Annotated in this window: 22 protein-coding genes and 4 pseudogenes; 15 read left to right on the top strand and 11 right to left on the bottom strand. The window is 39.2% G+C overall.

Going from position 1 to position 21,317, the window contains the following annotated elements:
- The first annotated feature begins 165 nt into the window (after positions 1-165).
- From S3O_RS16335 to S3O_RS0103865, 3 genes and pseudogenes are all read left to right on the top strand, one after another.
- Positions 166-600, top strand: a pseudogene (locus tag S3O_RS16335) (HslU--HslV peptidase proteolytic subunit).
- A 221-nt stretch (positions 601-821) separates the two neighbouring features.
- Positions 822-2,124 (top strand): annotated as a pseudogene (gene hslU / locus S3O_RS13625) (ATP-dependent protease ATPase subunit HslU).
- A complete protein-coding gene (locus S3O_RS0103865) occupies positions 2,121-2,501 on the top strand; it encodes a gamma-butyrobetaine hydroxylase-like domain-containing protein (RefSeq protein WP_010597752.1) in 381 nt (126 codons plus the stop codon). The pseudogene hslU and the gene S3O_RS0103865 overlap by 4 nt, the downstream one beginning before the upstream one ends.
- Positions 2,502-2,823: 322 nt before the next feature.
- Here the strand turns inward: S3O_RS0103865 and S3O_RS13620 are convergent, their stop codons facing one another.
- Positions 2,824-3,021: a transposase gene (locus tag S3O_RS13620; protein ID WP_010597751.1), complete on the bottom strand. Its 198-nt coding sequence runs from the start codon at positions 3,019-3,021 to the stop codon at positions 2,824-2,826.
- 829 nt (positions 3,022-3,850) lie between these two features.
- On the opposite strand from S3O_RS13620, the gene S3O_RS0103855 reads away from it, so the two are divergent.
- Genes S3O_RS0103855 through S3O_RS0103845 form a run of 3 tightly spaced genes read left to right on the top strand, consistent with a single transcriptional unit; the run spans position 3,851 to position 6,833 of the window.
- On the top strand, positions 3,851-4,933 hold the full coding sequence (locus S3O_RS0103855; protein WP_156792732.1) for a hypothetical protein: 1,083 nt from the start codon (positions 3,851-3,853) through the stop codon (positions 4,931-4,933).
- Between the two features lie 26 nt (positions 4,934-4,959).
- Positions 4,960-5,361 (top strand): hypothetical protein, encoded by a 402-nt coding sequence (locus S3O_RS0103850; protein ID WP_010597749.1) that lies wholly within the window; start codon positions 4,960-4,962, stop codon positions 5,359-5,361.
- Positions 5,328-6,833, top strand: coding sequence for a hypothetical protein (locus S3O_RS0103845; RefSeq protein ID WP_156792731.1), 1,506 nt, complete (start codon positions 5,328-5,330; stop codon positions 6,831-6,833). The genes S3O_RS0103850 and S3O_RS0103845 overlap by 34 nt, the downstream gene beginning before the upstream one ends.
- Before the next feature lie 243 nt (positions 6,834-7,076).
- On the opposite strand, the pseudogene tyrS reads toward S3O_RS0103845, so the two are convergent.
- Positions 7,077-8,299: pseudogene (gene tyrS / locus S3O_RS13615) on the bottom strand (tyrosine--tRNA ligase).
- Positions 8,290-9,137, bottom strand: a pseudogene (gene rsmI / locus S3O_RS13610) (16S rRNA (cytidine(1402)-2'-O)-methyltransferase). The pseudogenes tyrS and rsmI overlap by 10 nt, the downstream one beginning before the upstream one ends.
- An 83-nt stretch (positions 9,138-9,220) precedes the next feature.
- Here rsmI and S3O_RS19520 point away from each other — a divergent pair.
- The 8 genes from S3O_RS19520 to S3O_RS15245 all read left to right on the top strand — a co-directional run bounded on the left by S3O_RS19520 (position 9,221) and on the right by S3O_RS15245 (position 14,384).
- The gene (locus S3O_RS19520) at positions 9,221-9,346 is read left to right on the top strand and encodes a hypothetical protein (RefSeq protein WP_010597743.1); all 126 of its coding nucleotides are present in this window, start codon (positions 9,221-9,223) and stop codon (positions 9,344-9,346) included.
- The gene (locus S3O_RS13605) at positions 9,310-10,473 is read left to right on the top strand and encodes an amino acid permease (RefSeq protein ID WP_235776197.1); all 1,164 of its coding nucleotides are present in this window, start codon (positions 9,310-9,312) and stop codon (positions 10,471-10,473) included. The genes S3O_RS19520 and S3O_RS13605 overlap by 37 nt, the downstream gene beginning before the upstream one ends.
- A 51-nt stretch (positions 10,474-10,524) precedes the next feature.
- Complete coding sequence (locus S3O_RS17155) at positions 10,525-10,683, top strand: hypothetical protein (protein WP_156792730.1); 159 nt, start codon at positions 10,525-10,527, stop codon at positions 10,681-10,683.
- 202 nt (positions 10,684-10,885) lie between these two features.
- A complete protein-coding gene (locus S3O_RS0103810) occupies positions 10,886-11,695 on the top strand; it encodes a hypothetical protein (RefSeq protein WP_010597740.1) in 810 nt (269 codons plus the stop codon).
- Positions 11,616-12,494 carry a hypothetical protein gene (locus S3O_RS0103805; protein WP_192805875.1) on the top strand — a complete coding sequence of 293 codons (879 nt, stop codon included), beginning with the start codon at positions 11,616-11,618 and terminating at the stop codon, positions 12,492-12,494. The genes S3O_RS0103810 and S3O_RS0103805 overlap by 80 nt, the downstream gene beginning before the upstream one ends.
- Complete coding sequence (locus tag S3O_RS0103800) at positions 12,467-13,339, top strand: mechanosensitive ion channel family protein (protein ID WP_029463633.1); 873 nt, start codon at positions 12,467-12,469, stop codon at positions 13,337-13,339. The genes S3O_RS0103805 and S3O_RS0103800 overlap by 28 nt, the downstream gene beginning before the upstream one ends.
- A complete protein-coding gene (locus tag S3O_RS15250) occupies positions 13,336-13,884 on the top strand; it encodes a glycosyltransferase (RefSeq protein WP_010597739.1) in 549 nt (182 codons plus the stop codon). The genes S3O_RS0103800 and S3O_RS15250 overlap by 4 nt, the downstream gene beginning before the upstream one ends.
- Entirely contained in the window at positions 13,881-14,384 is a 504-nt protein-coding gene (locus tag S3O_RS15245) for a glycosyltransferase (protein ID WP_010597738.1), read from the top strand. The genes S3O_RS15250 and S3O_RS15245 overlap by 4 nt, the downstream gene beginning before the upstream one ends.
- Positions 14,385-14,392: 8 nt before the next feature.
- On the opposite strand, the gene S3O_RS20350 is transcribed toward S3O_RS15245, so the two are convergent.
- The 8 genes from S3O_RS20350 to S3O_RS0103755 form a co-directional block, all read right to left on the bottom strand.
- On the bottom strand, positions 14,393-14,566 hold the full coding sequence (locus S3O_RS20350) for a translocation/assembly module TamB domain-containing protein (RefSeq protein WP_010597737.1): 174 nt from the start codon (positions 14,564-14,566) through the stop codon (positions 14,393-14,395).
- Positions 14,563-15,927 carry a translocation/assembly module TamB domain-containing protein gene (locus S3O_RS0103785; RefSeq protein WP_010597736.1) on the bottom strand — a complete coding sequence of 455 codons (1,365 nt, stop codon included), beginning with the start codon at positions 15,925-15,927 and terminating at the stop codon, positions 14,563-14,565. The genes S3O_RS20350 and S3O_RS0103785 overlap by 4 nt, the downstream gene beginning before the upstream one ends.
- A 32-nt stretch (positions 15,928-15,959) precedes the next feature.
- Positions 15,960-16,682, bottom strand: coding sequence for a hypothetical protein (locus S3O_RS0103780; RefSeq protein WP_156792728.1), 723 nt, complete (start codon positions 16,680-16,682; stop codon positions 15,960-15,962).
- A gap of 38 nt (positions 16,683-16,720) precedes the next feature.
- Entirely contained in the window at positions 16,721-17,053 is a 333-nt protein-coding gene (locus tag S3O_RS0103775; RefSeq protein WP_083827637.1) for a BamA/TamA family outer membrane protein, read from the bottom strand.
- Complete coding sequence (locus tag S3O_RS0103770; RefSeq protein ID WP_192805874.1) at positions 16,938-18,425, bottom strand: autotransporter assembly complex protein TamA; 1,488 nt, start codon at positions 18,423-18,425, stop codon at positions 16,938-16,940. Before S3O_RS0103770 ends, S3O_RS0103775 begins: the two co-directional genes overlap by 116 nt.
- Positions 18,426-18,732: 307 nt before the next feature.
- Positions 18,733-18,915, bottom strand: a complete 183-nt coding sequence (locus S3O_RS0103765) for a hypothetical protein (RefSeq protein ID WP_010597732.1) — start codon at positions 18,913-18,915, stop codon at positions 18,733-18,735.
- Between the two features lie 5 nt (positions 18,916-18,920).
- A complete protein-coding gene (locus S3O_RS0103760) occupies positions 18,921-19,328 on the bottom strand; it encodes a hypothetical protein (RefSeq protein ID WP_010597731.1) in 408 nt (135 codons plus the stop codon).
- Positions 19,329-19,344: 16 nt separating this feature from the next.
- Positions 19,345-19,878, bottom strand: coding sequence for a hypothetical protein (locus S3O_RS0103755; RefSeq protein ID WP_156792727.1), 534 nt, complete (start codon positions 19,876-19,878; stop codon positions 19,345-19,347).
- A gap of 236 nt (positions 19,879-20,114) precedes the next feature.
- Here S3O_RS0103755 and S3O_RS0103750 point away from each other — a divergent pair, with 236 nt between their 5' ends.
- A complete protein-coding gene (locus S3O_RS0103750; protein WP_010597729.1) occupies positions 20,115-21,314 on the top strand; it encodes a D-alanyl-D-alanine carboxypeptidase family protein in 1,200 nt (399 codons plus the stop codon).
- Positions 21,315-21,317 lie beyond the last annotated feature (3 nt).

The raw sequence follows: 21,317 nt of genomic DNA, 5'->3' as shown, positions 1-21,317 counted from the left end.
CACTGTGCCTTTCATTGATTGAGCTAACTCTTGCCGTTCTTTTCGTAGAAAAAGTAATCTTTATGCTTACAAAAATAATTATTTTTTATCTTGGCCTTGAAAAAGAGAAGGTAAATTACCATTTAAAAGAATGAAAAAGGGTTTCTAACAAAAATAGGGTAGTCAGTGCAAAATTTACGCGGTACAACGATATTATTAGTACGAAGAAACAATCAAGTCGTCATTGGCGGCGATGGACAAGTCACGCAAGGAAATTCCATTATTTTAAAAGGTAATGCTAAAAAAGTTCGTAAACTATACGAAGATCGAGTACTCGTTGGCGTTTGTCCGGCGCAACAGCAGATGCTTTTACACTCCTTGATCTTTTTGAAGGAAAACTCCAAAAACATCAAGGGAATTTAGAACGTGCTTCGATTGAATTAGCAAGAGAGTGCAGGCGGCCCTTACGCGCAATCAGCGGCGCTGGCATTACTCGATAATACTCAGTTAAGTGCGCGGGAAATTGTCAAAAAAAGTTTGACGATTGCTGCCGATGTTTGTGTATTTACTAATCATCAACATACGATTGTTGAGTTAAACTCAACCGGTACTGAAATATAAATGCTTTCTAATATTTTAATAATAAAAATTCATCTTTTTAAATATATTACTGAACAATGACTATTAATTTAAGCCAACAATTAACGGATAATCTTCCTTCTTCAATGCAATCGGATGATTCACAAGAACATTCGTCCAATCAAGGAAGAAAAAAATCAACGAAGAAGCGCGCGAAACTTGCGGAAACTTCCCAGGAAGTGGGAGTGGTTGAGTTGTTAAAAATAGATATGACTCCTCAGACAATTGTTCAGGAACTAGACCGTTATATTATTGGTCAAAATGAAGCAAAACGGGCTATTGCCATTGCTTTGCGTAACCGTCGGCGTCGTATGTTACTTGATCCTGAATTAAGAGAGGAAGTGACGCCAAAAACATTTAATGATCGGACCTTCTGGAGTCGGTGAGCCGCGAAAATTACGGCGTGCCCTTTTTTAAAAGTGGAAGCTACGTTATATTGGTCGCGATGTCGATTCGATTCCACGAGATTTAGTCGATGCCGCGTTTAAACAATTACGTGAAGAAGAAATTCTGAACTTACAATCCCAAGTGCAGGAACTCGCTGAAAATCGGATTTTAGATTATTTTGTTCCCCCTGCGCGGACCAATAAAACTCAGCAGGAAGAAGCCGATCTCAATAAAAAAGAAGGTTCTGTGGCACGTAATGTCTTCCGTAAACAGTTACGAGAAGGTTTACTGGATGAAAAAGAAATCGAAATTGAATTGACCGCTGTTCCAGTGGGGGTTGAGATTATGGCTCCTCCCGGAATGGAGGAAATGACCAATCAATTGCAAAGTATGTTGCAAAATATCGGATCTTCACGTTTGCGTACCGTACGGATGAAGGTGAAAGACGCTTTGCCGGCGATTCAGAAAGAAGAAGCGGGTAAATTACTCAATGAAGAAGATCTCAAGTTAAGAGCGATCAACTGGGTTGAACAGTATGGGATCGTCTTTATTGACGAAATTGATAAAGTGTGTCGTCGAGGTGAAACAAATGGGTCTGATGTGTCTCGTGAAGGGGTGCAACGTGATTTGTTACCATTAATTGAAGGATGTACCGTTTCAACTAAGTATGGAATGGTTCGAACTGATCATATTTTATTTATTGCAGCCGGCGCATTCCATCTCGCAAAACCGTCTGATTTGGTGCCCGAACTGCAAGGGCGTTTGCCGATTCGTGTCGAGCTCAAAGCACTGACCGCGAAAGATTTTGAACGTATTTTACAAGAGCCACGCGCTTCATTAATTGTTCAATATAAAGCTTTGTTGGCGACAGAAGGTGTTCATCTGGAATTTGATCATTCGGCAATTGAGCGTATTGCAGAGATTGCTTATCAAGTGAATGAAAAAACTGAAAATATCGGTGCACGTCGTTTATACACGGTGATGGAACGTTTATTGGAAGAAGTTTCCTTTACAGCAACCAATCAAACCAATCAGGTGATTTGTATTGATGTCAACTATGTGAATAAACATTTAGAGAGCTTGGCTGACGATCGTGATTTGAGTCATTTTATTTTATGATAAAACCTAATCTATCTGTGCCGGTCCCACTGGATATCAAGTTGTTGCAAAAAACAAAGGTAGTGGAAATTCACTTTGATAATAATGAGAAGTTTAGTTTGTCTTGTGAGTATTTACGCGTTTTTTCACCTTCCATTGAAGTGAAGGGTTATGGGTCGCAACCGGGACAGTTGGTTTTTGGTAAAAAAGAAGTGAACATTGTTGATATTACTCCGGTGGGACATTACGCCGTGAAGTTTGTTTTCGATGACGGTCATAACACGGGAATTTATAGTTGGGAAACCCTTTATGAGTTGGCCGTCAATAACGCCCAAAATTGGGCGTTATATTTACAGCGCCTCGCTAAAGCGCACGCAACGCGTGAGCCCAGTCCTTGATTTTCACAGGAAGCAACTAAAAATTATTAACTTTTTAGTTGCTTTTTTATTCTGTATTTCAATTTATCTCTTGTTTCGTGGAGCTAATCTTAGAAGCCTACATCTAATAATAAAATAAAATTTCAAATCATTTGATTTTTATACGAGAGTAATGATTGGCTATTTTGGGTGACGAAAATTTTTAATAAAACTGTATTAACTCAGTCATTCATCATTTTTTATTTATCTATTTTTTTAGACTTTAATATTTCGTATTCGTTTTTTAGAGCTTGTCTTCACACTTAATGTAGTCTATTAATCAAAATTATTGAATAAGCAATCATCACGTTATTTTCAGAAGAAAAACTGCAAGTTGAAAATCCTTAGCCAATCTTCTGAAATGATTGAGCCAGGAAACAGTTCTTTCAATGAACCATTTTTTTGCTAAAATTTTCCATCCAGGTGTAATACGTATAGAAATTTCAATAGTTCTTTTCAATATATTTTGAACATATTCTTCATCTGTTTTACAATAACCCACACCTGCACAAACTCCTTATGACGTGTTCGCCCTCATATAAAAGCTGTATACCGTTTTCCAATGGTATTTGGTAAGAATCTTCATCGACAGCCTGTTTTGATCAGATAAAACACGGTATTAGTCAGTCTTCTTTTGTTGTATTTATGTTTTTCATCCTAAACAAAGTTATTTGTCAAATCTTTTTTTGAATTATAAAGACAGGTTCTTGCGCTTTATTTTGCTTAGTTAAGTAATCGTATTGTACTATTCAATTTAGTAGGTTTAGTTCAGATTTTTATAGATTTTATAGTCAATTTCTTGTTAATAAGAAATTTTATGAATTGTAAAGATAAGAAGTGGTTATGTGTGATTCATAATTTTTAATTTAAACTGTTTTTTTTGTATAAAAATTTGATGTAAGGATTCGAGAATAAAAAGTTTTATTAAGATAAGACAACTTGTTTATTTTTTATTATCATTAAGAAATATAAAGCTAACTATAAAAATAGTCGATCTCTATAGAGATGTATTTTTTATATTTATTTTATAGATGAATATACTGAGATTGCATTGAGGATAAACTGATTCTTGTCAAAGAAAAAGATACACATATTAATATAGATTATATATATTTAATTTAGTTTTATATTAAACGTTTATTTTCTTAATAAACATTTAATTTATTTACGCTAAACTTTTAGTAACTAATTGAGAAAAATATTGTATGCCTTTATCTAGATTAAATGAACCCTATGAATTTAGCTGCATTTTTAATTTAGAAAAAATTTTTAATCTTGATCTTCCAAAAGAAATAGATATTGATTCCCTTCCTCTATTACCTGATAAATGGTTGAAAGAATTAGAAATTTTATGTCAGAAAGAAAATTGTTTTTCTAAACATATAGGAATTTATCCTGAAATAGAAAACGCTTTAAAATTTATTTATCATCGTTTAACAGGAAATTTTGATGACGCATTAGGTCCACTTATTGAATCCGAGCGTACAGTTATACTGGCTAAGTTAGTAGAAGGTATCGAGACGTGTTCGGAGGGCTTTTATAATCGCATCAATGACATTATTACCACTTTCCAACTTCCTAAAAATTTATCTCAGCTACTTTGTCAAGTCCGGATAGAATTAGTAAAAAAAATAGCAGCAAGGCTAACCAATGAAGTTCATGCTTGGAACTCAGTCACTAAAATAGCTGCGCTCCAAGGACTCGGGGTTCCTGCAAACTGTTCTGAAGATCAGTATCCAGGAAAGTTATCAGGTATCCAAATAATGGAGGTTTTAAAGCAAGAGTTTGAGGGAACCTTTACACCCTATTGTTTATCTTATTTGTTAGTGGATCAGTTGCGTGGATTATTAGCAAAGGTGGGTTACAATGGCTTAAGAAAAGAAAAAAGTTATGTCTTTGGTGAAGTAGAGATGATCACAGAGACAATTAAACTTTATTTATCTGAAGATTTTAAAGATACGCCTTACCAAGAATTTTTTCTTATTGACGAAGAGAATTTTTTTATTCAGGATCTAAACTGGACTAAAATAAAAGAATATTTTTTATTAACGTTATCTAATGAAAAATATTTTCTTAAAGAAGCCACTCCAGATACTATTTGTAATCTATATGATTATGCGTGTTTTATTAATTTATATCCTATTTTTGATTCAAAATTAGAAATAAATCCAAAGTTTTTTGATAAAAATACAGCTTATTTTGAATTACAAAAAATCAAGACAGACTTCCCTCTTTTTTGGGCTAAATTAAAGTCGCATCCTATTTTAATTAGCAAATTAAAAATGTTAGTCGATGAATTGATTGAAAATCGATTTCTTAAAGCGGGTATTTATGAAAAGATTAAAATATTATTTTCTGTTAATTTAGATACTATTTTTGAAAAAACACCTTTTATGATTTTCTTTTCAAGTTAAGAACGTTAGAGGACTGGAATGCTCTAATGCTAGTGGCTTATTCTCATCCAGAGGGATTAGAGCCATTATTAAATTTTTTATCAGATAATTCCACATGTTTTGACTCAGTTCTTTGTCAAGAGATGTTTTCAAAAATAGATCGAGATGGTTGGAATGTGCTGATGTTAGCTACTCGTTATCAGCCAAAGGGATTAGAGCCGTTATTAAATTTTTTATCGAAGCAGACCACATGTTTTTATCAAACGACTTATGAAAAGCTATTTTTACAAACAGATAAAAAGGGTTGGAATGTGCTGGAGCTGGCTGTCTGGTATCATCCTGAGAAATTACAACTATTATTAAGCTTTTTACCTGGGCGCGCTCCTTGGCTTGCTCGAGCGACCCAAGCATTTTTTTGCAAACCAATCCGAGTGGTGCGAATGTACTAATGGTAGCTGCCCATTATTATCCAGAGAGATTAGAGCCGTTATTAGATTTTTTATCGAAGCAAGCCTCGTGGTTTAATCAAACCAATTATAAAAATATATTATTCAAAACGAATAACAATGGCTGGAATGTGCTGATGTTGGCGGCTTGTTATCAGCCCGAAGGATTGGAATCGTTATTCATGTTTTTATCGAGATATTCCGCGTGGATGGATCAAGTCAGTTGTCAAAAGTTATTGTTACAAGCTGATCAAGATGGTTGGAATACGTTGAAATTAGCCGCTCGTCATCAACCAGAAAAGTTAGGACGATTATTAAGTTTTTTATTAAGGCAGTTCACATGGCTTGATCAAGCAAGTTATAAAGAACTATTTTTTCAAGTTGACCAGAATGGTTGGAATATATTTAAGCTATTAGTCTGTTATCACCCAGAGAAATTAGATTCATTATTCGTTTCTTTATCGAGTCAGTCCTCATGGTTTGATCACGCGGGTTGTAAAAAACTATTTTTACAATCCGATGAGAATGGTTGGAATCCATTGATGCGGGTCATCCATGATCAATTAGGGGGATTAAAGCAATTATTAGGTTTTTTATCAAAGCATTCTGAGTGGATGGACCAAGCGACTTGTAAAGAGATTTTATTGCAAAAAGATAAGCATGGGCGTAACGCTTTGATGCTCGCCGCTCGTTATCATCCAGAGGGTTTAGAGCCGTTATTAAATTTCTTATCAAAGCATTCTGAGTGGATGGGTGCCGCTCATTATCATCCAGAGGGTTTAGAGCCGTTATTAAATTTCTTATCAAAGCATTCTGAGAGAATGGATCAAGCGAGTTATCAAAAGATGTTTTTGCAAACTGATCAGGATGGATTAAATGTGTTGATGCTCGCCTTTGATTATCATCCAAAGAGATTAGGGCCATTATTAAGTTTTTTGCTGGAGAAATCAAAGTCGTTTGATACAGATTTTTTTAAAGATCTCTTTTTGCAAAAAGATAGAACATTTTGGAGGGTTTTAATGTTGCAAACATTGGATCAACCAGAAATAGGTGTAAATTTATTAAAATGCTTACTTAAAAGTTATGGTGTCTTTAATAAAGAGATACTAGAGTCCATTTTATCAACAGTCTCTCCAAATAGTGATTTAACTGTATTAATAGCTCATCATCTAATTACTTCTTATCTGGATGAGATAAAAGACAGAAATAAAAAAAATATATTATATACTTCTCGATTCTTTGGTCGCGGTCTTGGTTTTTCTTCACAGGAAAAAGAAAAAGCGGCTTTAATATTAAAAGATTGTTTAGAAGTATTAGATCAAAAATATAAAGCAAATAATTTGCAGACGCTGCGCGGCGCTTGTCCCGCTTTAAGTAATGGTCGGTTAGGAACAATATTTAAGTGCGTTTGTCAATCTACAGCGAATGAAGTCAGTAGTCAAAATGTTTTATCACCGCTGCCTGAGTTAAATTAAAATAAATGTTGATAGAAACATAATCTGAGTGCGAGGTGGTTTTAAGAATTTCTTATTATATTTATATTTTTTTTGCATATTTCATGAATAAATAGCGAAGTTTTTTCTTCATTGAATGAATGACTCTGCTTGACTGAATTTTCAGTTAAGCAGAGTCATTAAATTTACTATAATTTTTGAAAAAAAATTGTTTTGCTTTCGTGGATATTCTGTTTTTTAAGGCGAATCGTTTTATAGGCAAAATCATCTGTTTTCATCACAAGAAACTACTGTGATTTTAGCAAAGCGGCGCTTGCCAACTTGGTAAATGTGGGTAGTCTTTGTATGGATCATAAGCTTCTCGTCTTCCACTTTAATCGTATCAATTTTGACGCCACCACCGCGAATGGAACGTAAGGCTTCAGAAGTACTTGCTACTAATCCCGCTTGTTTGAGTAACTGTGTCAACGCTAAACTTGAACCGGGGATGGTTAAGGTGAAGGTTTGAATCTCATCAGGCGGCAGGGCCCCTTTTTTGAATTGTTGTTCAAAGGCGGCCAATGCATGTTGTGCGGCCGTCTGGTCATGAAAGCGCGCCACCAACTCTAAAGCCAGTTCAACTTTAAAGGTACGAGGATTGGCACCTTCTTGCACTTGCTGTTGCATGTGTGCGATATCGGCACAACTGCGCTTGAGTGATAATAGTTCAAAATAACGCCACATCAGTTCATCCGAGATCGACATCAGTTTACCAAACATCTCAGTCGGGGGTTCATCGATACCAATGTAATTATTGAGGGATTTAGACATTTTCTGTTTACCGTCTAAACCTTCAAGAAGCGGCATCATCAAAACGATTTGTGGTGCTTGTTGAAAATTTTTTTGTAGTTCACGGCCCATTAATAAATTAAATTTTGATCATTTCCACCGAGTTCGATATCCGTTTTGAGAACAACCGAATCATAGCCTTGGAGTAACGGATATAAAAATTCATGTAAAGCAATGGCTTGTTGTTGCTGATAACGTTTATGAAAATCGTCTCGTTCCAACATGCGTGCGACAGTCGAGGCACCGGCTAACTGAATGAGATCCCGTGCGCTGAGTTGGGCTAACCATTCCGAATTAAAACGTACCTGGGTACGTTCTTTATCAAGAATTTTCCCGAATTGCCGGGCATAGGTTTGGGCATTAATCGCGACTTCTTCGGGGGTGAGTGGTGGACGGGTGACATTTTTACCAGAAGGGTCGCCAATTAATCCAGTAAAGTCACCGATCAAGAAGGTGACTTCATGGCCTAAGTTCTGTAATTGGCGTAATTTATGAATCAAGACGGTATGACCTAAATGCAAATCAGGGGCTGTGGGATCAAATCCTGCTTTAATACGTAACGGGCGGTTTTGCGCTAATTTTTTTTCTAATTCTTCAACGACTAACAGTTCACTGCAACCGCGTTGAATGATTTCTAATCCTGTTTTACTCATGATGATTTGCCTGTAAGTGCTAAAGCGAAGCGATAAAGTTTATTTTTTGGTTGTTGTGTTATTTTAGCGGCCAAGCTGGTGGCTTGCTTGATGGATAATTCGGTTAATAATAAGCCTAAAATGCGTTCTATTTCTAGGTCTGAGGTGGATAAGGGCGCCGGGTTGCCTTCTACTAACACGACAAATTCTCCGCGTTGTTGATTCTTATCGACTTGGAGCCATGCTTTGACCTGGGTTAATGAATGACCGTAAATCGTTTCAAATGTTTTTGTTAATTCCCGAGCAATGACAACAAATCGTTCGGGTCCAAAGACTTCACTTAAGTCTTCGATCAAATCAAGAATCCGATGCGGTGCTTCATAAAAAATTAAAGTACGGGTTTCCTGACGGAGGGTGTGTAATTTTTTTGTCGCGCTAATCGTTTTTCAGGTAGAAATCCTTCAAAAATAAATTGCCGACACGGTAAACCCGAAGCGCTCAGCGCGGCGATGAATGCGCAGGCACCTGGAATGGGCACAACCGGAATGCCGTGTTGGCGCGCCGTGTTCACCAGCAGATGGCCCGGGTCGCTGATAAGGGGTGTGCCCGCATCACTAATCAATGCCACACTTTGTTTTTGTTGAAAACGGGCCATGAGCAAGTTGACTCGTGATGCCTCATTATGGGCATGTAGAGCGATGACCGGTGTCTTGATAGCAAAATGGGTAAGTAATGTTCGTGAATGGCGGGTATCTTCGGCCGCAATACAATCGACTTGGGATAATATTTCCAAGGCACGCAGGCTGATATCGCCTAAATGGCCAATCGGGGTGGCGACAATGTAAAGACAAGGATCCGTTAACATAAAAGTTTTTCGCAATAAATTCTAAGGTCGGTATAATGGCACACCCCCTTACTTCGTGTAAAATCAAGAGGTTCTACTTTTTCATGGCAACACACCCAAAAAAACAACGCCTAGGGCTTTGGATGCTGACGGCGCTGGTCGCTGGCAATATGGTTGGCTCCGGTGTTTTCTTATTACCCGCTTCTTTGGCGGCCTACGGGCTAAGCTAGGAACAGTCATGCCAAAAACAGGAGGGCCTTACGCGTATTGTCGAGAGGCTTTTGGTGACTTTGTTGGATTTCAAATGGCTTATAACTATTGGATTGCGCTTTGGGTCGGAAATGCAGCGATTGCGGTGGCTTTTACAGGCTATTTAAGTTTCTTTTTTCCTGTGCTCGCGAAAAATGCTGTCTTGTCTTGCTCAGTGAGTATTGCGACCGTTTGGATCACGACGTTGATCAATCTGGCCGGGGTTCGGCATGCTGGTTTTTTTCAATTACTGACCACACTGTTAAAATTGGTCCCCTTGTTATTAATTGGTTTTATCGGTATTTTTTATATTCATCCACACTATCTCACCGATTTTAACTTGAGTCATCACTCGAATATGGCGGCATTCAGCGGCGCGGCGACCTTAACATTATGGTCATTTATTGGTCTGGAATCGGCATCGGTCCCAGCAGACCAAGTCGATAATCCAACACGAAATATTCCACGAGCAACGATTCTCGGTGTGTTGATTGCTACAGCGGTGTATATTTTGAGCAGTATCGCGATCATGGGGAGTATGCCCTTAACACAATTAGCGCATTCGAGCGCACCATATGCGGATGCGGCACGCGTGCTCTTTGGACCGATAGGCAGTGTGATTGTCGGTCTGGGCGCGGTGATTTCTTGTTTAGGCGCGCTCAATGGTTGGATTTTACTGCAAGGTCAAATTCCTTTAGCCGCCGCGCAAGATAAATTATTTCCACGGGTATTTGAAAAACGTTCCACCAATGGCACGCCTGTTGTCGGTTTAATCATATCAAGCTTACTCATTACTTTATTATTGTTGATGACGTTAAGTGCATCGTTAGTTCATCAGTTTACCGTTATTTTATTATTGGCCACCTTGGCGTCACTGATCCCTTATTTCCTGACGACCATGGCTGAATTGGTCTTATTTCAAAAATATCCAGAGTTATTTAAAGGGAAGCAATTAATCGGTTCCGTGGTGATTGCGTTACTGGCGGGGGCTTATTCCTTCTGGGCGATTATCGGTGCAGGAGAAAAAACCGTTTTTTATGGAATGCTCTTGCTTTTAAGCAGTGTTCCGGTTTATGTATTGATGAAATGGCGTGCTGTCCCCATCTGAATCAGGTGGTGACCGCAGATCAACCGTTACCTTTACCCTGAGGCCGATCCATTGCGTAGAGTGATTGCTTTATTTTCCTTATTAGGGAGTTTATTGATATCCGGCTCTTTGGTTTGCGCCGAAGAGCTCAGTCAAGCTTCTTTATTAGTTTCTTCTCGTCAACAGTTGATTGCCGAAGAAACGCGTAACGATTTACTTGAAAAAAATTAGCACGTCTCCAGAAAGAACAACAAAATTTGGCGACGCAACCGGTCGATCAAGCGATGCTTGACCGGTTGGATTTGATGATGACGATTGCTAAAGCCGATCCGGGATTGACCTTACGCTGCAGACAACGCGGCAGTTTACGACCCTCATTCAAGATACATTACATAGCAGCTCAGACGTTTGGCAGCAGCTTAGTGCCAGTGCGATGCCGCCTTACTTAGATTTAGCGCAACAAAATCAATTTAAAGCGGTTTTACAAGAACGCCAATATCTGTTTACTTTACAGCAAAAACGGATTCGAATTTTACAGCAATCGCGCGAGACTATTCAGAATACATTAGCCTTTTATGAGCAATGGAAGCGTGAGCTACAACATAAATATCAATTGCAACAACAAGCGACTCGTCAGCAAGCACTCAATAGTTTGGCGGCTCGTCTTGAACAAGAACAAAATAAATGGCTACAGCTACTGAGTCAATGGAATGAATCGCTAGCTAAAGCAGAAGAAACAGGGATTAAAAGTGCAACGCATAACGATTTAGAATTTAACATTTTCGAGGCCGAAGAAAAAAATAATCTGTTAGGCAATGAACTCAATACCGTCAAAATATCAAATAAATTACAAGATTTATCTTTTTTATTTAATCAAAAGCTCTCGCTGAGTACGTTGAGTAATTTGCAGCATCAAATTGAAAGTTTAAGTGAGCAGGTGGAGCTGTCAAAACAACTTTTACAGAAAAAAGCCAATTTTTTAAAAACGTATATTGAGCTGATTCGTAAGCAAGTTAAAAATACCAAAGTCAGTCTTCAAGCGAGCTCTGGAAAATTAGCACGTTTAAATACCATTGCTGTAGGCTATCAAAAGCTTCTCGACAAAATAAAAGAATTAGCACAACAATTAGATTTACAAAAAAAATTAATCTCTCAAATGGTTAATGTTGGGAAAAACGATCGTTCAGATTCCGGCATTAACCTTGGAGAAAATAACCGCGCTCTATGGGCCGGTGATAAATAAGTTGAGCATGGTGACTGGTTGGCAATGGTTGAGTGTGATATTGAGTTTTGGTTTATGGTTTGCCTTATGGCTCAAGTTACAACGTTTTTTAGCGATTGACCGCGTTCGTTTACAACAACGCAGCCGTGGGTTTTTTTCGGCGCAAACGGTCATTGTCGTTTTGCAGTTATTACAGCGCCATCTAACGGGAATTATGCTCTTAGCAGGGCTGATTGGTTTCCTCTTTCTGCTTAATATTCCGCTGAAAGATTTTGCACTGATTATTATGATGAGTGTTGTCTGTTTAGTGTTTAGTATTGTGATTCAACTTGCGCATATTTTATTGTTAGAAAATACAACCGATGAAAGTGGTCATGACGTCAAATTATTTTATCGACTGCGAACCACCTTGTTACTCGGCGGTATTATCACCTTAGTCACTATTTTAGTGAATCAGTTGCCGGTTAATTATGAAGTGCAAGATTTATTTGGTCGGCTCTTCATGCTCTTTCTCTTAGTCGTTGCGTTAGTTTTGATGAAAGGTTGGGAAGTGGTTCCGACCCTGTTAGAGCCTTATATTGAAAACAAACATGCGTATTTAAAACGAATCATTCGTTGGTTAAGTTTTTTAATTCCATTTAGTTTATTGACGAACGCATTAATTGGTTTAGTCGGGTATGTGGAGTTAGCGTGGGCGATTGCACATTATCAAGGCTTATTTTTGGTTGCGTTGACGGCGTATCTTTTACTGAGAGGGTTACTCGATGAATTAGCACGTTGGGCTTCGGAACAGTGTATTTCAATTGGCCCAAACTGTTAGAAGAAAAATTATTTGTTATTTCAAATATGGTGATGGTGACCGGTTACACCGTCGTTAAATTAGCGCTTCTGACGATGGCCTTAATTTGGATTGCCCATTGGTCGCGTGAATTTGCTTATCGTTGGTTGTTTGCCCATACCAAAGATTTAGGTTTGCGTAATAGTTTAGCCATTTTCACACAGTATACACTGATCGCCATCGGGATTACGATTGGTCTCAATATTCTGGGTTTAACCTGGGCAAATATTTCAGTGATTTTAGGTTTATTTTCTTTAGGTGTGGGATTAGGGTTACGTGATTTATTCAATAACTTTTTTACCGGACTATTTCTTCTTTTGGAGCGACCCGTTAAAGTCGGTGATTGGGTGACAGTCGGGAATTATGATGGGCAAGTTTCGCATATCGGCGCGCGTTCAATCACCATTACGACGAACGATCGACAAGATTTATTGGTCCCCAATGCCGATATTTTTAGTAAAAATTTTATTAACTGGACCCATCGTGATAGTGTCGTCCGTAGTTTAGTAAAAATCAGTGTGAATCGTAAAGATAATCCACATCGTGTCCGCGAGATTATTTTAGAAGTTTTGGCCGTCGTTCCCAAAGTGTTAACCAATCCGAAACCAGAAGTGTATTTTAAAGAAATTGATCAAGCGTTGCTTGAATTTAAAGTCGAATATTTTGTTGATTTAAATCACATTAGCTCAATTTCTTGGGTGCGTTCGCAATTTCTATTTGATCTCTGGACACGGTTTGCTGAAGAGAACATTTCTCCTCCTGAAATGCCACATGATGTGAATATTACAGGGCAATTAGCAGTAGAAACTACAAAATCCTCCTCATGAAAAAAGAAAAAACAACGGTCATTTTCACAGGCGGTGGCTCAGCCGGCCATGTCACACCGAATTTCCCATTGATGCAAGCCCTGCAAGCCCGGGGCATTCAAGTACACTATTTGGGTTCGGAGACAGGAATTGAGCGTGGATTGGTAACGGCTCAACAGATTCCTTATTATCCGATTTCCACAGGGAAATTACGTCGATATTGGTCTTGGCAAAACTTTTTAATGCCTTTTCAATTATTTAAAGGGATTGCACAAAGCGCTTATTATTGTTATCGCCAAAAACCACAAGTTATTTTCTCTAAAGGTGGTTTTGTTGCCTTACCGGTTGTCATCGGTGCGTGGTTGAATCGTATTCCTGTCGTGGTGCATGAATCGGATTTAAGTCCAGGATTGGCTAATCGTTTAAGTTTTCCGTTTGCAAAAAAGATAAACAACAAAAAGTATGTATCACTGGGTTACCGATTCGACCTTTTCTTTATCAAGGGGATCGTCAACGAGGTCTTAATTTCTGTGGTTTTACGACGCAAAAACCGGTATTACTGGTGATCGCGGGCAGTTTAGGTTCTCAGGAGATCAACGAGCGGATCCGCCGACTCCGTGCAGAATTAACAAAAATATTTCAAATTATTCATATTTGTGGCGAAGGCAAACTCGATCTGAGTTTACAAGCGATTGTTAATTACCAACAATTTGCCTATTTGCAAGCGCCTTTGGCCGATGTATTGGCGTGTGCCGATTTGGTACTCAGTCGTGCCGGCGCAACGACGATTTGTGAACTCTTCGCATTGAAGAAGCCGCATATTTTATTGCCGTTATCGAGAAAAGCGAGCCGCGGTGATCAGTGGCAAAATGCCAATTATTTTTCCAAACAAGGTCTCAGTGATACAGTCGATCTCGATCAAGCCAGCGATCAAGAATTATTTGATGCCATTTTACAAAGTTACCAAAAAATACCGCTCACTTTACAGCGATTCAATGCTTTATCGTCTGCAGACAGTGTGTCACTGATTATGGATCAGCTTAGAAAATGGGTTGAAATCAATTAAACGACGATCTATTTTTCAAAGTTATAAATTAAATCTATGCCGCTTGCAAAGCTACTATTCGTCGCTTGCAATGAAAAATGCTTATTCAGTAGGTAATTGATTTGTAAAATGTTAATTGGCTCTAATAAACCCACACTATAAGAAACATCTAACCGTGGTGAGAATTTTTTTCGAATGATCAATGATGTGTTTTGCTGTAACGTGTTTTTTCTGGATTGAAAATTGGATTGTTGCCAATCGTTAATTGATCAATGCCTATGCTTTTTTGTGCCCTATCAAGAAATTGCTCCACTTTATTTTGTAGTGAGTGGCCGCGCTCAGTTCCTCTTCCCGGACTGAGTTGCGTACTTGAACTCCCTAATATTAGATAAGACAACATATCTAGCTGAGAATTGATGGCATCGGCTGGCTCAGCCGAGAGAGCCAGTTTAGGATTTTTTAAATGTCCTTGAATATGCACACGTACCGTGGTTTGAATCGCTTGTGTTTGAGTTTGCAACGCTGTGTTAATAAACTGGGATGACCCAATTTTTGATTCTTTTGAATTATCGGGGAAAACAGCTACCGATTTGCTGGCTGAAATATTTAAATTGGGGTCATCAATCGGGCTATTAACAAAGCGGAGTAAAGAGTCGGCGTCTAATGTTAAGGTTTGCCCATAGTAATGATAATCCCCCTGTGTCAACGCTAATTCACCGGTTGCAAGGGTAGGATGGCCTGTCCGTTGTTGAACCGCTAAACGACCGGTGACATGGGCTTGTAGACCACGATAGCTAAAATGAATGGCATCGCCTAATACTAAATTAACTTGATTATTGTAGCGAAAAGGCAGGGACGGTAATTTATTTTCCGTTTGATCTTGCGGGTTGACAAAAATAATATCGTCCGGCAATTCAGCAAGGTGCATGGTTTGATTATCAATGTGTATTTGCGCTTCAGGGAAGACAATTTCACCGGACGTATGTAAATACTGTGTGTTTGCGTCAATACTGAGTTCGGGCGAAGCGATAATTTTATATTCAGGGGTATTGTAAATCATCACTTGTTTCCCCTGAATGGTGATTTGGCTTACTAGATCGGCTTGATTCAATTGTGTGGTAGAACTGAAATTCAATAATCCTTTACCGGATTGCAAATAACCAAATCCTTGGAGCTGATTTTCATGGGTTTGGAAGGCAAAATTGATTTGTTTCAGATCGAGTCCTAAATCGGGTACTTGGACTTGTCCATTTTGCAAACTAGCAGAAAAACGAAACGTGGGGGCTAGCAAGGCACCTGAAAAATCTAATCGTGCGTTGACAGATCCTCGCGGGTGAGTGATCAGTGGTATGAATTTTAAATAATCTAACGTGTTTAAACTCAGTGAAAGATGACCTTGTCCGGTTTGGTGTTTAAGTGAATAAACATGTTGTTTAATTCGGGGCAATTCTGCTAAAAAATGGAGTTGTTGTGCGGTGACCTTGGAATCGGTATCAAGCGAGATTTTCCAACCCTGTGCCGTTGTATCGATAGCGAAGTGGCTTAAAAGAAGGCAGTGCTCCACGTAAAGAAAAAGGTTGAAGCTGTCCCTCTAAATTAAGTTGTAAGTGATTGAAAGATAAAGCTTGTTTTTTGAGTTTGTTTAATTTGATTTCCCCGGTCCAGCTGGATGTGTGCGCCGTATCTAAATAAAATTTTGCTTGTACTCCTTGGAAAAGATTGGTCTTGGCATTGCAGGGTGGTGGTCGGCATCGTTATCTCGATGACAGGATCAGCTCGTTCACCCGTTAGTGAACCATAGACATCAAGCTGGCCTGCACTCTGTGTAAAAAAGGATTTTAGATTGGCAATATGCACTTTTCCGGTCAAACGCCATTGTTTATCTAAAAGACCATTCAGCGTTAAGGTGTTTTCATTCCAGTGAATGACCGCGTGCTGGATTGAGAAGGCGTCTAATTGAATAAAATGTAGTAGCCAGGGTTTTTTGAATTCAATGTTGGCATGATTTGGCGCAGAAAAAGATTTATTTTTGAGGGTTATTGTCACAATAGGATGATCAATCTTCAAAGATTGGATAGCGAACCGACCGTGTAAAAGTGCAGACGGATCCCAATCTAGGGTAAGCGAGGGAATATCGAGCTGTAACTCCGAACTTTGATAATGTAGCGAGGTTAAATGTAAGGGGCCGAGCAGTTTGCCTTCTAGTTTTCCAATCGTTAATTGCCCAGGCAGTTTTTTTTGCACATAGTGACTCAGTAAGATCAAACCCTGCTGGGTATTGGTCAGAAAATACAGTGTGCTCACGCTGAAGCTAAGCAAAAACAGTGTGCTAATCCAGAAGCCGATAAAGTGTCTTTTCATAATAAGTCACTTCCCATACTAAACTGTATTCTGACTGGATGGCCAGGGTAATTAAGCGCTTTGGCAACCGATAATTCAATCGCTCCAAAAGGAGAAGCCCAGACAATACCAATACCTGCGCCGTGATATAGATGCATGGGCAGTTGATCACAGGCGTTGCCTGTATCAAAAAAAGTTGTACCGTAGAAAGAACCAAAAATACGATGTTGATACTCAATGCTGGCCGTCGCCAAATAGAGCCCGCTTAACTGTTGATAGGAATAGCCGCGGATACTTTGACTGCCCCCGGCATAAAACGAGTAGGGAAGGCGGGAAAGAGGATTTACCATCGGAGGTTAGGGTAAAGCCGAAATCTCCACGGACAAGCCAACGACTTTGGTCATTCCAACTCAAAATTTTCTTACCCTGAATTTGAGCTTGCAAAAAACTGATATTCGATAATATGTTTTTTACAGCGCCTTGCGTACTAAAATTAATACGATATCCGCTCAAAGGATAAGAAGTATTTTCAAAGGCAGTGCGTGAAAAATTAATACCGGGTGTCAGGAGGTGGGAAATTGCGCCTGGTTGATCAGTATAATTAAAACGTTCGATTTGATAATTAATAAAAAGATTACGTTGCCATTGTTGCCATTCGCTGCGGCTGGAAAACCCAATTTGCTGTTTGATACTTTTTGATTGGGACAGTATTTTTTTAACAATCGCGAAATTAAAATTGTAACTATCTGTATTAGGTTGAGAGCCAGGTATCATATAAATAGCTTGCAGGCTATTTTGTACTTTTGACAGTTGGCTCATGATGTTTAGGGTGTGTCCCCATCGATTAAGATAACGGGATTGCCAACCTAAGTTTCCTTTAATCCCCACATCGGTACTGAATCCAATCCCCGCAGAGTACTTTTGAGCTCGGTTCGGTGTTAAGTTAAAAACTAAAGGAATACTTTGCGAGGACTGCTTATCAATTTGAAGGTCATTGACAGAAATACGCTGAAAGTAACCACTTTGATTAAGTTGATTTTGTAAGGCGAGCACTTGATCTGAGGAGTAGGGATCGCCTACCTTAAAGGGGACATAACGCATTAAAAATGCTTGATCAAGAATGGATTGTTTAAAATGAATCGGTCCAAAATAATAATGTGGTCCGGTTTCTAAGATTAAATTGATTTCTGCCTGATGCGTCTGGCGATTCAGGATAACTTGACGTGTTGCAAAATAAGCAGAAAGATAACCTTGGGCAACGGCGGTATTCAAGAGTTGTTGTTTCATCTCTTCATAATCAGCGCTAACAAAAATATCGCCTTGATGTAAAGAAATTTGTTCGATTTGTCTGTTTAAAACAGCATTATCTATACCGTTTCCTTGTAAAGAAAGGTGTAAGCGGGTAATACGCACAGGCTGGCCTAATTTAATTTGATAGGTAGCTAACCAGACTGGGGGGCGATAAACCAATGATGAAGTGATAGTCGGGGTAAAATAACCATAGGGGGCAAGCGTTCTTTGGATGACGTCTGTCGCTTGTTTATGCCAATGCTGGACAGTCTTTACTGTCAGGGGACGAGCGAGCGCCTCAAGACGATACTGCAGTTGCGCGGTCACCTGCACGGTCAAATCAGGATTGAGTCCTTTTATTTCAATTTTGACTGGGTGAGCGGACGGCTTAGCCAAAGTAGTTGCTAATGCGCTTTGCCCTTCGTTGGGCAAAAAAAGCCCTCCCAGCGATACAAGCGTTGTTAGGCCGGCGAGAACGATCGTTGTTATTTTTTTCAATAGCATATTCGGTTAATAAATACCGAATATGCGACAACAAGTAAAGAGAGTTTTTGTAAAAAAGCCTAAACTAGTTTGTTTAGACGCTATCCCTTGAATTTAGACCCAAAAATAGCAAATTGAGGAGGTGATTTGAGATCGAACTAGGCAAAAACCCATCTTTTTGTCCACTTTCCAGCGCTTCTGATCTTATCGGCGATTTTCACTAAATAAACGGACGGCCTCGGCAAGATCTTCGGTATCACTGACCTTGCCGAAAAAAGGATTGAAAAGCCCCTTGAGGTGCCACAGCTAGAATATGAGATGGATCGTTGGCCGCACTTTTTGATCGATCATTCACCACAGTATGCGGGTCAATCGCTACCGTTTCAGCTTCAGTAAAATCATTTTTCAAATGATTCTGTAATTGGGTGAAAAAATTCATTTTTGCTAAATGCTTGTGTCTTTGAGGCCAAATCTTTTCTTTGATTGTTTGCTTGCTGGTTTCGATTTGTGCCTGCAATTGATTTTTTTAATAAAAATTTCTTTCTCTAAAAAAGCTTTATCCGTGGTGAAGTCTCCTGTGAATTGCGCACTGCGAAACGCTCGATAATAATAATTATTATTTGCATCAGTGGGTACCGGCCTATCTTCACAGATATCGGCTGCTGGGGTTATTGTATGTTTGTTCGAGTTAGACAACAACGGGATTTTTTCCTGGGTGCTCTCACTGATTGGATCGTCATTAAAACGATTAGAGAATTCGATTTTTTGGGATGAAAATAGGCTCCGATAAATGAGCAGTCCCCCTAGAATGGGGAGGCTAATGGCCGCACCGATTCCGATGGCGGCAACCATAGGCACGCTCAGTATTTTAGCAAAAATGATAGTTACGAAAATGGCAGCCAGTGCAATTAAGCCGATTAACACCTAAAGTATTATCGATAACATTTCGTTTATAAACTTCTCTACGCAGCTCTGTTTGTAAGGTAGGCGCCATTTTCGAAAGTTTAAACCATTGATATTCTTTATAGATAACAAGACTTGCGTGGTACAATATGCCTAATCCGACCGCCCCAATAAACAGGTTATTGACCGCAAACAGAGAAATATTGGCAAAAACGGCTGTAAAAACGAATGAAGTTTTGGCGGACGTGTAAAATAAGTCAACGAAAGCACCAAAGTTGCGATGTGTAGTGAGCGCATAACTTAAAAAAGATAAAGCCGCTGCGATGGCATCGGGCGCAATGGAAAAAGGAAACAAAATGAAAGCTAAAGAGCGCTCGAAGAAGACACCAATACCATTTAAGTTCGACTTAAATGCAAAAATAGTGGCAAATAGACTTAGCTGAGTGAAGGTATTGGCCAGGCTCACTGAATGGAATATTTTTTTACGATCATCGAACAATTCCCTATTTAAAGATGATACGTGATACTTTCGATGTATCACTGCCGTGAAAACAACCCTAAACGTTGGTTTGAATGGATCGTAACACGAGAAAAAGAAAATCTGAACACAATCTTTTTTAGAGATTAGCCAGTTTCTTATTAAATTTCCCGCTTGCAGTATCTTGCTCAGGCATTACAATAAAGCAGATTGTGATAATGATTTGACTTTTATTCTTTGTTAACTAGGGCCCTAGTATGTCTAAGCCACGTTTATTTCTTTCCTCTTTTTTGGCAATGGTGTTTGTTGTGATGAGCCCGCTTACCCAGGCTGATCCCATCATTCCCATTACCGCACCGTCTGCCGCGTCACCGACGTTAACGCCGGTTGCGCCCAATGTCGATGCGAAAGCGTATTTGCTCATGGATACGTATAGTGGCCATATTCTGGCGAGTCACAATATTGATGAGCGTTTAGCTCCGGCCAGTTTGACGAAGATGATGACTTCTTATGTCATTTCACAGGCGCTCAAAGAAGGAAGAATTCATCTAGATGATCCGGTGATGATTAGTGAATCGGCTTGGAAAACCGGTGGTTCTAAGATGTTTGTGAAAGTGGGGGATAAAGTACCTGTCCGTGACTTAATGCAGGGTATTATTGTTGACTCCGGAAATGATGCGTGTGTGGCAATGGCTGAATACATTGCGGGAAGTCAAGAATCCTTTGTGAGTTTAATGAATCAAGAAGCAGCTCATTTAGGTATGACGCAAACTCATTTTGTCGATGTCGATGGTTTGCCGGATCCAAACCATTACAGTTCAGCACGTGATATGGCGATTTTAGCACGTGCCTTAATTCTCGATTTTCCAGAAGACTATAAATGGTACTCACAAAAATGGTTTACCTATAATGGAATTCGACAAGCTAACCGCAATCGTTTGCTCTGGCGTGATCCGAATGTCGACGGCATTAAAACCGGTCATACGAGTGAAGCGGGTTATTGTTTAGCGGCTTCGGGTCATAAAGACAATATGCGTCTCATTTCAATTGTGATGGGCGCACCTTCTGATGAAATGCGTGCACAAGATAGCCAGAAATTATTAACCTATGGCTTCCGTTTTTTTCAGTCGGTAAAACTATATAACGCAAATACGCCCTTAACGACGGCACGAATTTGGTTTGGTGATCGATCACGGGTTTCGGTGGGCGTGGCACGTGGCCTGTATGCTACGGTTCCTGTCGGGCGAAACAGCGGAATGAAGAATAAATTAACGTTCACTCCTAACTTATCCGCACCGATTAAAAAAGGTGAAAAAGTCGGTGAAATCCAAGTCGTATTGAATGATAAGACAATCGCGCAAGCGCCTTTGATTGCTTTAGAAGAGGTAAGTAAAGGGGGCGTATGGCGTAAATTGATCGATCATACAAGTCGTTGGTTTGAAAAAACCAATGCTTAACAG

The organism is Rickettsiella massiliensis 20B (genome assembly GCF_000257395.1).
Lineage (GTDB): Bacteria > Pseudomonadota > Gammaproteobacteria > Diplorickettsiales > Diplorickettsiaceae > Diplorickettsia > Diplorickettsia massiliensis.
Note: the sequence above shows the minus strand (reverse complement) of the source record. Positions and strands in the feature narration are given on the sequence as shown.

Excerpts from the sequence above, each read along its gene's own strand:
- S3O_RS0103865 (WP_010597752.1), top strand. The coding sequence starts at position 2,121 with ATGATAAAACCTAATCTATCTGTGCCGGTCCCACTGGATATCAAGTTG.
- S3O_RS0103850 (WP_010597749.1), top strand. The coding sequence starts at position 4,960 with ATGCTAGTGGCTTATTCTCATCCAGAGGGATTAGAGCCATTATTAAAT.
- S3O_RS19520 (WP_010597743.1), top strand. The coding sequence starts at position 9,221 with ATGGCAACACACCCAAAAAAACAACGCCTAGGGCTTTGGATGCTGACG.
- S3O_RS0103810 (WP_010597740.1), top strand. The coding sequence starts at position 10,886 with ATGCCGCCTTACTTAGATTTAGCGCAACAAAATCAATTTAAAGCGGTT.
- S3O_RS0103805 (WP_192805875.1), top strand. The coding sequence starts at position 11,616 with ATGTTGGGAAAAACGATCGTTCAGATTCCGGCATTAACCTTGGAGAAA.
- S3O_RS15250 (WP_010597739.1), top strand. The coding sequence starts at position 13,336 with ATGAAAAAAGAAAAAACAACGGTCATTTTCACAGGCGGTGGCTCAGCC.
- S3O_RS0103775 (WP_083827637.1), bottom strand. The coding sequence starts at position 17,053 with ATGGTAAATCCTCTTTCCCGCCTTCCCTACTCGTTTTATGCCGGGGGC.
- S3O_RS0103765 (WP_010597732.1), bottom strand. The coding sequence starts at position 18,915 with ATGAATTTTTTCACCCAATTACAGAATCATTTGAAAAATGATTTTACT.
- S3O_RS0103760 (WP_010597731.1), bottom strand. The coding sequence starts at position 19,328 with ATGGTTGCCGCCATCGGAATCGGTGCGGCCATTAGCCTCCCCATTCTA.
- S3O_RS0103750 (WP_010597729.1), top strand. The coding sequence starts at position 20,115 with ATGTCTAAGCCACGTTTATTTCTTTCCTCTTTTTTGGCAATGGTGTTT.